This window comes from Sphingobacterium sp. BIGb0116 (assembly GCF_024808035.1).
GTDB classification, from domain to species: Bacteria; Bacteroidota; Bacteroidia; order Sphingobacteriales; family Sphingobacteriaceae; genus Sphingobacterium; species Sphingobacterium paramultivorum.
On record NZ_JANUDT010000003.1, the window covers coordinates 447,061 to 460,818 of the forward strand.

Genomic DNA, 13,758 nt, shown 5'->3' on the forward strand with positions numbered 1-13,758 from the left:
GGGTATCGGGTAAAAAAATAAAAATTCTGACAACTCTACATTTTTAACCCTGATACAAACTTACTCATTGTTGGCATTATTGTCAACAGGTCTAAGCTGTATCCAAAACCAAAAAATTATGAATGGTTTATTTCATTCAATGGGCGGCAGGTTTTTCAACTTGCAGGAAAGCAAACAAAAGCTTCCCTCCTATGCGCACAGCCTAAGAGTCCTAACCCTGTGTGTATCTCTTTTTGCAGCCAGTAATGTTGCCAGGGCGCAAGACATTAGTCTTTCAGCCAAAAACGAATCCCTGGAACTGGTGATTAAAAAACTTCGTGCTCAGACAGACTATGTAATAATGGCTCCTTCTGCAACCCTAACGAAGACCAGACCGGTAACGGTCAATCTCAAAGGGGTAAGCATTGATCAGGCCATGCGGGAAATATTTAAAGGGCAACCCGATAACCTGGATTATGAGATCAAAGGAAAGAATATCATTATCCGTCAAAAGCCGACTCCTGATAATACCCCAGGTAAAAAAGAAGAACAGCCCACAAAGAAATCAGGCAGAGTACTTGATCAAGCTGGCAATCCTCTTGCAGGTGTTACAATAACCTCTTCCACTGGTGGCCAGGGTACCAGCACCAGCGGATCAGGTGCTTTTGAAATTGCCGTACAAGATGGCGATCACCTGAGCATTAAAATGCTGGGTTATGAGCCGCAATATATTGAAGTCAATGGGAACATTGGAGAGATTCGCCTGACCGCTACAAACATCGTAATGGAAACAGCTGATGTGATCAATACCGGATATCAATCTATACCTAAAGAAAGAGCGGTAGGCAGTTTTGTTCAGGTAGATAACAAACTGCTCAACCGCTCTGTATCGACAAATATTTTAGATAGATTAAACGGTATTGTTCCAGGATTAGCGAAAGATGATATCGGTGATTTTAATGGTGAAATTCAAACAAATCCCAATAATAGATCATCAGGACTCACCATAAGAGGGAAAAGTACTTTACTCTCCTCAACAGATCCTTTAATCGTTGTCGATAATTTCCCCTTCGAAGGAGAACTATCTTCCATCAACCCAAATGACATTGAAAACATTACCATCTTAAAGGATGCCTCTGCTGCATCGATTTGGGGGGCACGTTCAGGTAATGGAGTAATTGTTATTACCACTAAACGTGGTAAGCAAAATGAAGCGACCAAAATAGATTTCTCTTCCAATGTTACTATTGCTCAAAGGCCGGATGTGTACTACAATCAAAACTATATTGATTCCAGAAATTTTATTGACATTGAACAATACCTCTTTAATCAAGGATACTTTGATTCTGACCTTATGGATAATTCTAATTATCCGGTTGTAAGTCCTTCAGTGGAAATAATGAACCTCGTGAAGACAGGAACCATCACTGATGCAGAGGGCCAGAAAAGACTGGATGTCTTAAGGAATTCAGATGTTCGAAAGGATTGGGAAAAGTACATCTATCAAAAAGCGCTAAAACAACAATACTCGCTGGCTATGCATGGCGGTACATCTAATATCACTTATCGCCTCAGTGCTGGATATGATAAAAATAAAGATGAAATGGTTCGTAATGGATCTGATCGTTTAACAATAAATACCCTAAATACTTACCGCCCCATTAAAAACCTGGAGATTATCGCTGGCTTAAATTATGCACAATCCCATACCGATTTGAATAACGCTTTTAATCAATATAGTATTAGTGGGGCGAAATATTCTGGCTCTTATTTCCCCTATTCAATGTTGGCAGATAAAGAAGGAAATCCACTTGATATCCTTTACGGATTCCGGGAAAATTACCTACTACAAGTTGCGCAACAAGGATTTAAAGATTGGAGATATCGACCTTTGCAAGAACTGGCAATAGCCGATAATAGAACAAAAGTAAATAGTATTCTTGCCAAGCTTAGTGCATCCTATAAAATTCTGCCTGAATTAAGTGCGACAGTGAATTATCAAATAGAACAGCAAAAAATATCCAGCCGTAATCATCAACCCCAGGAAAGTTATTATGTGCGAAATTTACATAACACCTTCTCCGTATATGACCCGGCAACAAAAATGCTATCCAGTAAGTTTCCTAAAGGAGATATCCTGAATTTAAATGATTATACCTGGACTTCCTGGAATTTTAGAAGCCAGCTAAATTATGATAAATCATTTGGCAAACACTCCATAACGGCTTTAGCAGGATTTGAATCAAGGGAACTAAAAACAGATGGCTCCGGTCAGTCTCTCCTTGGCTATGATGATCAGTTCGGTACCTCCAATATGGCATTAGATTATGTGACATTCTATCCCACTAGTCCGACCGGATCTTCCAGATTGCCGTCTCCTTCAGGTCGAATATATGGTGTCATCAACCGATTTCTTTCCTATTATGCAAATGGCTCATACAATTATAACGACCGCTATACCCTCACGGCTAGCGTGAGAACCGATGGCGCAAACCTTTTTGGTGCAAAAGTGAATAACCGTTTTACCCCATTATGGTCTATAGGCACTGGATGGAAAATCAGTAATGAATCATTTTATCACCAAGAATTTCTTCGTTACCTAAATTTAAGAGCATCGTATGGGTTTAACGGCAATACCTATCGCTACGGGACTGCGCTCTTAACCGGACGATACGGTACTGCTTTACTAACAGGCGCTCCTACAATTACCAGTCTTACGGCCCCAAACCCTGAATTAAGCTGGGAAAGAGTAAAGAACCTTAATCTTGGACTGGACTTTGCGACTAAAGACAACTTTGTCACCGGAAGCATTGAATACTACAATAAAACCGGTATTGACCTGGTCCAGTCCACCGCATTGGCTCCGCAAACCGGATTTACTACATATACCGCTAACACAGCAAAGACCAGCACTAATGGACTCGATGCAAATATTACAGCTAATTGGTTGAGAAAGGAATTGCAATGGAAGACAGTTTTCCAGTATAGCCTTGTTAAAGATAAAATTCTGCGGTATGATGCTCCTTATTCCGACATTACCAGTTTCGGCGGTATTGTAGGTAAACCCCTTAACGCATTATTTGCATTCAGGTGGGAAGGATTGAATCCGGAAAACGGAAATCCGGTCGGATGGCTAAACGGTGAAAAGAGTGAAGATTATGCAGCCATTATTGCTAACCTAAAAGAAGAGGATATCGTATATAAAGGCAATCGAACCCCTACATCCTTTGGTTCTTTGAGGAATGATTTTACCTATAAGGGTTTTGACCTTTCTTTTAACATCACCTACTTTTTAGGGTACAGTTTTAGGAGAAGCTCAATTGATCCAAACTTTTCTTCCATACTCACCAATCAACGGCATACTGATTATATAAACAGGTGGCAAAAACCAGGAGATGAAAAAAACACGAATATCCCCTCGCTGGTTTACCCAGAGGATTATTCAAGAACGGCCTTTTATCGGCTTTCCGAAACGCTTATCTCTCCAGGGGATCATATACGCTTGCAAGATTTTCGCCTCGGCTATGATATAAACAGCCTGCTGCCAACTTCCAAAATCAAATGGAATGCATTTTTATATATAAACAACATCGGCATTATCTGGAGAAAAAATAAAAACGGCCTGGACCCTTCAGTGATTAATTACCCGGTGCCTCATACTTACACCATAGGTATTAACGCAAATTTTTAGCATTATGAAAAAGAGAATTTTATTATACTTAATATGCCTGCCAGTGATATTTGCCTTTGCTTCCTGCAAAAAAGACTGGCTGGATGTAAAATCAGACAAGGGACTATCTGTACCTCAAAATCCTGCTGATTTTCAGGCTATCCTTGATAATCCCAATACCCTGAACAGATTATATTCCTACGTCGGAAATTCGGGGACTGATAATATCTTCATAAATGATGCTGACGCCGGAACGCTACTGGAATATGAACTGAGTCTTTACCTATGGGAAAAGAACATACCCTGGATTAACGAAATCTCTATCCAATGGGCTTATCCCTTTACTGTCATTGAATGCGCCAATATTGTATTAGATGGTTTACAAAAAAACGGACAATCAAATGAGGAAACCAGTAACATCAAAGGCCAGGCTCATTTTTACAGGGCTTATGCTTATTACAGCGCAGCACAGGTATTTTGCCCTCAATATGAAAGCCAAAGTGCCAATACGGCATTAGGCTTACCCTTAAGGACCCTGCCGGATGTAAATATCCTTTCCCAGCGATCAAACCTGCAGGAGGTATATAACCTAATTATTTCAGATCTGAATCAGGCTTCCTACCTTTTACCGGGTACTGCATCCTATCATACCAGACCTTTAAAAGTAAGTGCCCTCGCTATGCTGGCAAGAGTATACCTCAATATGCAGGACTATCAGAACGCCAAACTGTATGCCGACTCTGCAATCTCCCTGAAATCAGCATTAATTGATTTTAATGATCCCAGCCAGGTATCCAACTCTATGTCTTTTAAGTTTAAAGCTAATGGGGTCGGAAACCCGGAAATAATCTTCTATGCATTTAAATCCCTGTCTATTTTTGAAACTGGTTTCCTCGGCCAGGGAATTCAGGTAAGCCCGGAGTTATATAATCTCTATGAAGACAATGATCTTAGAAAAACATATTTCTTCGGAAAATCCGGCAGCCGTTTGAATTTTGTAGGCTCATACACGGGAGCAAGACCAGATTTTTCCGGTATTGGCACTAATGAGGTTTATTTGATCAGAGCAGAGGCCAGCGCCCGCCTGAATTTATTGAGTCAGGCAAGAACGGATTTAAATAAGTTACTGTCACTTCGATATAAAACAGGAACAGCTCCGTCCATTACCGAAGATAATCAACTGGCACTGCTACGCACAATTTTAAAAGAGCGTAGGAAAGAGCTTCCCCGTACCGGGAATACCAGGTGGGAAGATCTCAGACGGTTAAACCTTGATCCGAATTTTGCCAAAACACTGACCAGGACCTACAAAGGGGAACAATATAGCATTGAACCGAATAGCCCAAGATATGTCCTGCCTATTCCCAACAATGAAATAAGGATGAGTGGAATAATACAAAACCAACGATAACATGAAAAAGACATTATTATATCTTATAGCAACTTTATTTTTATCCCTATTTATCATTTTGGGATTTGCTCAAAATATAAGTGCTAAAAAATACAGGATTAAATTAAAAATCGATTATGAACTAAATCAGCCCGGAGACTCTGTAACATTGTTATTCAACCCTCAAGAAGCTTTGACCATGCAGCAAATAGCAATTGTCGATAGCAGTGGAATTTGTTCATTTGATCTTGAGCAGGAATTTCCTTTTGGTAAGTTTTCAATCGAAAAGTTCAAGAAACACAAAAGAAATGATCATCGTATGATCGTATATAAATTATACTGGGAAGCTGGGGACGATATTACTTTTAAAATTAAAGATAATCTCATTGTAAATGACTATTCAACAAACCTCATTATTTCAGGACCAGGTGCAGAAAAATATAAACTTCAATATAGCCTCAGGAAAGAATTGGAGACTATTTACCAGGAGGCCCAAACAAAAAACAGCGTTTCTGCCGACTCGTTAAAATATCTCGAACAATTGGAATATCAGCTTTATTCGGTCTTGAATAAATCGAAGGATAAGATCAACCCATTTTTATACGATGTACTCAAAACAGATATTCTCATGGTTCGATATGATCCTATAATTGATAATTATATATCCTTCCGTTTGGGTTATGCTAAAGAAAGCCCGGAAAAAAGAAATCAACACATTGATACCATTCATAAAGTATTGACTAATATCAAAAAATTCCCCGTGTCCGACAGCGCAATAGCTGCGTCAGGGCGATTCCAAAGGGCATTTGGGGAATTATTTTATTCAACTGCATTACTAAAGAACAATCCTCCCGATTTAAAAACATCCCTTCGTGAAATAGTGCACTATTTTCCGGGAGTCCAAAAAGAATCCGGTCTGTTATCATTACTAAAACAATATGGCCTTACCAAAAATCAAACAGAACTAGTTGAAATTAAAAAATCAGTGAAGACATTTCCTTACAACGCCATTTTAAACAAATTATTGGTACAAAAAAGGCGTAATGTTTACGGATATACCTTTATGGACACTTCTCGAAACTTAATTGACCTGAATCAATATAAAGGAAAATATTTATTAATTGATTTCTGGTATACCGGTTGCGGCGCTTGTGCGGTGTATTATCAAAACACACTCTCCAAAATAGAGGAAGAATTTAAGGATCATTCTAAATTTGCGGCAGTCTCCATCTCGGCAGACAGGGATTTTAATAAATGGCTAAAATCAATCCCTATTAACCGGTATACAAACACCGATGCCATTAACTTAAACACCGGATTATTGGGCAATAAACACCAATTTGCTGAAGATATAGGGCAATGGAAATATCCTTTTATTATTTTAGTTGATCCTGATGGAAACATTGTTGAATATGATACCAATTCTATAAGTACTACAAAAGAGCTATTAAGAGAAACTTTAAAAAAATATCTACAATAAAAATAGGTGGAGCAAATGCTCCACCTATTTTAAGCAATGCAATTAATTATTGCTTCTTGTGTGTGTAACATCAGCATTACTGTTGATATATGCTTCTGTCTGAGGAGAGGTCATTGGGCTTGGGGATTCCCAACGACAAGGAACAGAACCTGCATTATTACAGTTAACTGGCGGTTCGCCTGCCGCAAACTGAATTTTGCCTGAAGCGTCTTTCCCTGTATAATGATACACCAGGGTGGTTTCAGTTTTCACTTCAGGTTTTGCTTTTGTTTCAGCTTTTGTTTCAGGAGTACCTGCAAAAGAGAATGCTGTAGCCAGGATCAGTGCACTGGCGCTTAAGAATACTTTTTTCATAACTTAAATTTTTGAGGGGGTAAGGATAAAAATTTACATTCATTGGCCAGTCACGAGGCAACTGGTTTTTGGGTAAGGAAATATTGCCTACTTTTTCTACAGGATTTCGGCTTCACCTGTTTTCATAACTATTTACACTGTTTTTATTGCTTATTTAACTTAATACTTATGCTATCACAAGGACTAATGAACATGGGATTGCTCGTCCAATTCGGAATTCGGGGGTCGATAGTTTCCATTTTTTTAAACTCTTCACAGCTCATAGGTTTGTCCGGTTTCAGCAATACAGCTGCTATAATTAAAAGGCCCAAAATGCAAATCATCGTAACTAAAAGTTGGATATTTAAAGTCCTATCTTCTTGTTCAGCGTTTGTATAATGCTTTTTGATATCCATGGCTATAACACAAATTACTTAGGTTAAATATACAATGTATGTTATTTCTCATTATTGTTATTTATTAGTTAATGCACGGTACACTTTTTAGCATTTCATTAACTTTGATTTACTCGTTGGTAGATAGGGATTCAGATCAATTTAAAAATCCATTTACTAATTATAAACCTTCAAATTTTGTTTATGATGATCTACAGCTCAATTGCCCGAGGGCGGCAAAATCATATTATATCAAAACACAGGTAGCTGCGTATATTTCCTGGCGGCTTCCAACTCCTGTTTATTCTTTTTTAAGATTGGAAGCAGCATTTTTTCTTACTGCTTCCAATGTCAGATCAATGCTACTTAGGACAGTTAAAGATATAGGTACTGTTCGTAGTAGAACCGGTAGTTGGATGCGACGTTTCTGTACTCTTTGCCCCGTCTGTTGCTTTAACTCCATCGAACGAAAATACCGTTCTGCTGACCAATACAATTTGATTCTTTGTTGTTTTCATAATGTGTTTTTTAAGGTTTCTGACATAAAATTAGTACACCAAAACACCGAATTCCTGATAAATTGATGAATCCCCTTTTTAGCATGCATGAATTGCCACTTTAGCCCTATGTTAACAAAAAATACAAGTCGTTTAAAGAGTATTTTGATACGGTTTTCTCCGCATATCATTCCAATAATATTGCTTTTATTAATAGAAATGTCTCCCAAGCTAACAAAGCTCAGTACGGACGGCCTGGAACTTTATATCGTTTACTATGTTTATGATATTGCCTATTTCTATTTAATTTCTATGGGGATTTTACCTCCTATAATCAGCTGGTTGAAAGAAAAGCTTTTATTACAGCAGCTTGTTGTTGTACTCGCTATTCCCATTTATGGAATCTTACTAATCCTTTATTCTGCTGGCTTTACTTTCCTGCTGAACGGCAAAGCAACATTTTTCCTGGGCTTTGATACCGTACAAAAAAGTTCCATGAGGGGAGTTTTGGTTTGCGCTCTTGCTTATGCGGTAGCCTATGCAAGAGCGAAGATCAGAGCAGACAAACAGGTAAGTGATCAAAAAATATATGCTCTCCAGCTAGAAAACAACATATTAAACCTCCAAACTAATCCCCATTTAATAAACAATGTACTGGGATACTTTGCTGAGCGTATTGAAATATATTCTCCAGATGATGCAAAAGCCATGATACTTCTGTCTGAGCTGACCTCTGATTCACTTGCTGCGACAGATGAGCAGGGAAAGATCTCTGTACAGTCAGAGGTAGATTATATAAGAAAGTATCTCAAATTAGAAGCCTTATATCGGGAAAAGGAACCTTTTAGTAACATAATGGTAAATATAAAAGGGTATGAGCATTTGCCTATTGCTCCCAAATTACTGCTTGACCCGGTAGTCAATCTATTGAAGTATGGCGACAACCAAAATGAGCAAAATCCTTCCAGTATCACTATTAGAGTACATGAGACTGTGCTGCATATGGAAACATATAATTTGAAGAAATTATCAAACAAAACCAGCGGACATCACATCGGAATCAAAAATTTAAAGCAGCGACTGGAACTAAACTATCCAGACAAGCACTTTTTAAGTATTGAAGAGAACGAAATGGAATACCGGTTAACCTTAGCTATTGAATTATGTTAAGATGCTACATTATCGATGATACGCCATCTGTGGTCAGGCAGTTACATAAGTATATTGACCAAACTGCAGGACTTGAATACAAAGACTATACAGAAAGCGGCCAGGAGGCACTACAGATATTACAGAACCCGGCCTCTGGTATAGATTTGGTATTTCTAGATATCGAGCTTCAGGACATTTCTGGCCTGACAATATTAGATTTATTGGCGAAGCATTATATTGTAATTTTGGTCAGTGGACACCACCACTTTGCTCAGGAGGCATTTGTAAAAGGCGCATCGGGTTATTTATATAAGCCTTTAAGCTATGACCGTTTCTTTGCTGCAATTGAAAAGGCAAAAGAAATACATAAACTGAAAAAAATCGGCTCGACAATAACAGCAAAATATATTTACTTACCTGGAGGCGGACGAGAGGTCAGAACAAAAATTATAACCGAAGACATAACGTATATCCAATCCTCTGGAAGTTTCTGTTCTATATTTTTCGAGGAGCAGCTTCCTTTTCTTTGTTCATTAAGCCTGAAACAGCTTAGTTTGGTACTATGCCCACCTGATTTTATCCAGGTAAACAGATCAGTAATCGTAAATAAAAGCAAAATCGTCCGGTATGATGCAAGCGACGTATACCTGGATGAAAAGAAACTCATTTTCTCGATTACCGACAAATTCCGCGATACTTTTATTGAAGCATTGACTTCTGATGGCTATAGTTTTTAGTGTTATACTTCAGATTTTTCTCGACCAAGTCCAGTAAGCTGAAAACAACCAGCTCGTGGCTTCGTTGAAAATCTGAAAATAACCGGTTAATATGCATGTGCATCAGGTCTGTCAACATAGGGGCCTGTCTCCTATCCGGACACCGATTTAAAATATCACTTAGCGATAAACTAAAATCAATCTCATTCTGATCAATAAGGTCAAGGGATTCTAGTATTAGTTCTTTATGCTCCTGAAAATACTGTCGGATCTTACGGAATTGATCTGTCTTTAAACCATGTTCCTTTTCAAACATATGTCGAACGTGGCTCATCCACTGGGACCATCGCTCCTGACCTATCGGACTACAACATTTAATATGGTTAAATAATCGGATGCAATGGCAGTATTTTAAAAGGTCATCCCGCCCTGCCTGGATCATTTGGATTACCAAATTGCTATCCAAATGGAAATGTTGTTCGACTACCTCAATTCCTGCAATACCATATCTTTCCATCTCCCGGTTATAGGCATTTATAGAAATATTGCTGATTACACCACTGTTAATCTTTGGTTCAAGTGAGTTATACAAGAGGTCTAAAAATGATAATCGATATTCATCAGGAACCTGCACTCTGAAGCGAATATGGTTTCCATTTTCATTATACCTGATAAAGAACCATTTTTTTATTGAGCTTATTTCTTTATTTAATACTTGCTGTATACCAAGTATGATGTTATCGCTCTGGGCCGGTGAACAATAAATCTCCAGGTAAAGCCAATCTTTAAACGGAAGAAAAAGTCTCTTTCCTCCATATGCTAAGTCAATAGGACTACTTTCTTTATATAACTCATTTGTATGAACTAACGGTATGGAAAACTGATTATTAAATGCATTATTATCCTTATCCCTGATTAGCGGATTTTGGGTAATTTTTACGTTTTCCAAAAAAACACTTCCTGCTTTAACGATCTCTTGCACTAGCATTGCTCCCTGAATGGAACAATTTAAATCGAATACTATGCTTTCTTCATTCCTGGGGATTTTTACTATTGGTCCTATTCCATATTGCGTTACATGATCTTTTAAAATCTCAGTCGGGTTACGGCTATCCTTAATTATTATTTCTGATTTCGATATCTTCAATTTTGGAAGGCTCAGGATAATGTTCCGAAATTCGACCTGGGGGTAATACTTCCTTCCGGTAACCAAAGCCGGAAAATTAAAGGAAAGGTCACCGATGAGACCATGAAAGGATAAATCATAAAGGAATCTGAATACAGGTAATTTTGCTCGTCGATAATTATAAGCTGATGCCATCCTTGGAATTAGTCTTTTACCTAATCTTTTAGAGCGTAGAATCACTTCTGAGCCTGATATAGTGATAAACAGATCATCTATGGTAATTGGTTTGTCTCTTCCCGGAAAATTAAGAATATTAAGTTCCTGGTTGTAAAGTTTAGCACGCCGGTTTACATTATCAACATTAAGCTCCGCGTTGTAGCTAATATCAAAAAAGAGGACATCAGGATTGGATTCCTCTTCGATTTGCGTGACTCGCTGACAAAGATCGCGAATTCCATCGCAGGTCAGGGTAAATCTTCCTGCCAACTGAGTAAATGAGTGGCCACCAATACGATCAAAATACAATTTCCCTTCATTTAAGGTACAAAAAAGTGCTACGCTGTTTGCCAGGGTCGGTCCTTGCGGGTCTACCGGAAGCCCCTTTAGATCATCTAATCTGATCGTTTCATCAATTCCTACCTTCTCTAAAGCGGATCTCAAATATTGTTCCACAGGATTTTCAAGTTTTGCTTCTTCTTCCAATTGAAGTTCTTGAATAATATTACTGACAGAATTATTATAAAAATTCCCATAACCCACTCCAATATCTGGATCAATTGCGACCATTAAAGGAATGGTTTGTCTGTCGAATCGCCTGTTATATCTTTCAATAAAAGAAACCATATTGGGATTAATGGAGCTACCGATCAGGGAGGATTTTAAAATATTAATAAGGTCTGGAATATTCCGGAAATAGCTTGCCGGAACCTGCAGATCAGGATCTACTACTTCACTGATCTGGTATTTAATTTTTTGAGCGGGTTTATAACCGATTCTAGAGAAATAGTCGGTCCCGATCATATTGGGTTCTTTTTCGGTAATGATCAAACCACAATCAATTAACGGTCGTATGTATGATTCCGCTTCCGGGATTATTTTGATCAATTCCTTATAAAACCTTGGATATTGAAGCGCCTGCAAAATTTTATTTATTATGGGATCATAACCTATTTCAGACAGTTCAAAGGCTTCTCCTACCCTTTTTACGTAGCGAATAAATCTGTCAGCAGTATAATATGTGCTATTGGCAAATAGTTGAAGTCTTTCTATTTCAGCTTCATTAGAGAGTGAGGCAATTTCAGGCCAGTTTATTAATTCATGCAAAACCCTTTCCTTCTCCAGCATATTATCTGATCCACCAGAATGAACAATATCAACTATTCCTACAGCAGCAAAAGAACCGTAGGGCGTACACCTATATTTTGCCCGGTTGAAGTATTTTAACATTGTTCTTTTAATGTGTTCCGGCTGTTGCGGAAATTCAGAATAAGATAGGCCCTGTATCAAATGGTAAAATTCAGGTGAAGAATGTTTTATGGATTGAAATAGTGCGTCCCAAGAATCTTCAAGAGTGGCTTCCATTGGAAATTGTGGTACCCGGAGAATTGCTTTAGAAAAAGGCTTCATAGTGGTTTTTAGCCTAAACTATAAATTACAAGCATTTCTTGATCGCTATTCCTATGAACTCCGGATTTAACCAGGTAAAAGTACCTTTTAGACCAGTCAAAAAATACAAAAGCGGAAGCAAGAATGCTTCCGCCTTGTTTCATTTACCCATTAAACCAAAGTTAGATGGAGTTAAAATGTGTCAATCGTCATTTGTTATTGATAACAATAGATTTGAAAAACTTATCCTTAATTTTATCATGTCTTTCATTATCCATATACCATACCTCGAAAACGTAAAGTGAGTTTCCTAATAAAAATAATTTCGAAAATCGCTTATTGTTTTCTTGCATTGAAGGTTGCATAGTTGCATATACAATATCCATTCCAAAATCATTATAACCTAGGCGATTGGCATGCTTCGAAATTAGAAAGTGAAATGGTTGATTTACTTTTGAATCAACTACCCAATTTAATGTTGCCATAGCCCATGATTCACGTGTACTATCTGCAGCCAATAGATAACCATAATAATCTTCAACTATATCTTTTTTGACACTTAAACTAAATAAACAACCTTCTTTTTCGCAAGAAAAACGTTTCACCCCATATTCATCTACTGGAAAATGAATAGGTTTATTCGGAAATGAAACTTCTAATACACGATCGATATTTTCCTTTTGCCATTTTTGAGCATTAGCATTTATCGAAACTAAAAAAATGAATACAATTGCGAGTAGTTTAGATAACATAGTAAACTGGAATTTAGTATAAAAGAGTGTCTTAAAAAAATAGACGTTTTATATATTACCTTCTATTTCTTTTTTAATTTTCCAATAATCAGTATTTGGATTATTCATCCATCCAATTTCTAAATAATGGCTATACTTGCTTAGATCTAATTCAATTTCCTGAAATTCATTTAAAACCAGGCATTTATTATCAAACCATGAATTTTGTGTTTTAATCATTGCAATTAAATCATTAAAAATTGAAACAATTGGCTCGATTTCATAATCAAAAGTTGAACAGAAATAAACCTTATAATCCACAAAACTCACTGCATAATATTCACCATTAAATGACTGCGCAAATGGGAATAATTTATTCTTTATAAACTGATAAAAAGTATCATTTTGTGAGTTAATTATTTGTCGAACGTCCTCAAGATTTGTTAACGCGAACTGATCTGCCAAATAAGTCAATCTGTGATTTTCTGGTAACTCTGCCCTGGATAAGCCATTGTGCCAAGAGTATAAATCATTTAAGCTTTCTAAATAATAATCACCATAGTTTTCAAGTATAAATTTATTCAATTTTTCTCCTTGTATTGGAGGATTAAGATAGTTTAAGGCTTGAGAATTGATTTCAAGTAAGTGTTTTTCTAAAATTTCTATTTCGTTTTTCATAATTAT

General features: G+C 37.3%; 10 protein-coding genes. 5 read left to right on the plus strand and 5 right to left on the minus strand.

Annotated elements, in window-relative coordinates; translation table 11 throughout:
• Positions 1-118 precede the first annotated feature (118 nt).
• Genes M2419_RS10860 through M2419_RS10870 form a run of 3 tightly spaced genes read left to right on the plus strand, consistent with a single transcriptional unit; the run spans position 119 to position 6,519 of the window.
• Positions 119-3,670: a SusC/RagA family TonB-linked outer membrane protein gene (locus M2419_RS10860; protein WP_259254986.1), complete on the plus strand. Its 3,552-nt coding sequence runs from the start codon at positions 119-121 to the stop codon at positions 3,668-3,670.
• A gap of 4 nt (positions 3,671-3,674) precedes the next feature.
• On the plus strand, positions 3,675-5,060 hold the full coding sequence (locus M2419_RS10865; RefSeq protein WP_259254987.1) for a RagB/SusD family nutrient uptake outer membrane protein: 1,386 nt from the start codon (positions 3,675-3,677) through the stop codon (positions 5,058-5,060).
• A 1-nt stretch (position 5,061) separates the two neighbouring features.
• Positions 5,062-6,519, plus strand: coding sequence for a thioredoxin-like domain-containing protein (locus M2419_RS10870; protein WP_259254988.1), 1,458 nt, complete (start codon positions 5,062-5,064; stop codon positions 6,517-6,519).
• A 42-nt stretch (positions 6,520-6,561) separates the two neighbouring features.
• On the opposite strand, the gene M2419_RS10875 is transcribed toward M2419_RS10870, so the two are convergent.
• Positions 6,562-6,873 carry a DUF6520 family protein gene (locus M2419_RS10875; protein WP_259254989.1) on the minus strand — a complete coding sequence of 104 codons (312 nt, stop codon included), beginning with the start codon at positions 6,871-6,873 and terminating at the stop codon, positions 6,562-6,564.
• A gap of 736 nt (positions 6,874-7,609) precedes the next feature.
• Positions 7,610-7,765 (minus strand): hypothetical protein, encoded by a 156-nt coding sequence (locus M2419_RS10880; protein ID WP_259254990.1) that lies wholly within the window; start codon positions 7,763-7,765, stop codon positions 7,610-7,612.
• Positions 7,766-7,873: 108 nt separating this feature from the next.
• On the opposite strand from M2419_RS10880, the gene M2419_RS10885 reads away from it, so the two are divergent.
• Positions 7,874-8,914: a sensor histidine kinase gene (locus tag M2419_RS10885; RefSeq protein WP_259254992.1), complete on the plus strand. Its 1,041-nt coding sequence runs from the start codon at positions 7,874-7,876 to the stop codon at positions 8,912-8,914.
• Positions 8,908-9,633 carry a LytTR family DNA-binding domain-containing protein gene (locus M2419_RS10890; protein WP_259254993.1) on the plus strand — a complete coding sequence of 242 codons (726 nt, stop codon included), beginning with the start codon at positions 8,908-8,910 and terminating at the stop codon, positions 9,631-9,633. The genes M2419_RS10885 and M2419_RS10890 overlap by 7 nt, the downstream gene beginning before the upstream one ends.
• On the opposite strand, the gene M2419_RS10895 is transcribed toward M2419_RS10890, so the two are convergent.
• From M2419_RS10895 to M2419_RS10905, 3 genes are all read right to left on the minus strand, one after another.
• Positions 9,596-12,364, minus strand: coding sequence for a lantibiotic dehydratase (locus M2419_RS10895; protein WP_259254995.1), 2,769 nt, complete (start codon positions 12,362-12,364; stop codon positions 9,596-9,598). The two genes, M2419_RS10890 and M2419_RS10895, sit on opposite strands and share 38 nt — an antisense overlap.
• A gap of 188 nt (positions 12,365-12,552) precedes the next feature.
• Positions 12,553-13,095, minus strand: coding sequence for a hypothetical protein (locus M2419_RS10900; RefSeq protein ID WP_259254996.1), 543 nt, complete (start codon positions 13,093-13,095; stop codon positions 12,553-12,555).
• A 48-nt stretch (positions 13,096-13,143) separates the two neighbouring features.
• The gene (locus tag M2419_RS10905; protein ID WP_259254997.1) at positions 13,144-13,752 is read right to left on the minus strand and encodes an SMI1/KNR4 family protein; all 609 of its coding nucleotides are present in this window, start codon (positions 13,750-13,752) and stop codon (positions 13,144-13,146) included.
• Positions 13,753-13,758 lie beyond the last annotated feature (6 nt).

What these genes read in the sequence shown, in the direction of transcription:
- M2419_RS10875 (WP_259254989.1), bottom strand. Translation starts at nt 6,873, where the DNA reads ATGAAAAAAGTATTCTTAAGCGCCAGTGCACTGATCCTGGCTACAGCA.
- M2419_RS10880 (WP_259254990.1), bottom strand. Translation starts at nt 7,765, where the DNA reads ATGAAAACAACAAAGAATCAAATTGTATTGGTCAGCAGAACGGTATTT.
- M2419_RS10900 (WP_259254996.1), bottom strand. Translation starts at nt 13,095, where the DNA reads ATGTTATCTAAACTACTCGCAATTGTATTCATTTTTTTAGTTTCGATA.
- M2419_RS10890 (WP_259254993.1), top strand. Translation starts at nt 8,908, where the DNA reads ATGTTAAGATGCTACATTATCGATGATACGCCATCTGTGGTCAGGCAG.
- M2419_RS10860 (WP_259254986.1), top strand. Translation starts at nt 119, where the DNA reads ATGAATGGTTTATTTCATTCAATGGGCGGCAGGTTTTTCAACTTGCAG.
- M2419_RS10885 (WP_259254992.1), top strand. Translation starts at nt 7,874, where the DNA reads ATGTTAACAAAAAATACAAGTCGTTTAAAGAGTATTTTGATACGGTTT.
- M2419_RS10870 (WP_259254988.1), top strand. Translation starts at nt 5,062, where the DNA reads ATGAAAAAGACATTATTATATCTTATAGCAACTTTATTTTTATCCCTA.
- M2419_RS10865 (WP_259254987.1), top strand. Translation starts at nt 3,675, where the DNA reads ATGAAAAAGAGAATTTTATTATACTTAATATGCCTGCCAGTGATATTT.
- M2419_RS10895 (WP_259254995.1), bottom strand. Translation starts at nt 12,364, where the DNA reads ATGAAGCCTTTTTCTAAAGCAATTCTCCGGGTACCACAATTTCCAATG.
- M2419_RS10905 (WP_259254997.1), bottom strand. Translation starts at nt 13,752, where the DNA reads ATGAAAAACGAAATAGAAATTTTAGAAAAACACTTACTTGAAATCAAT.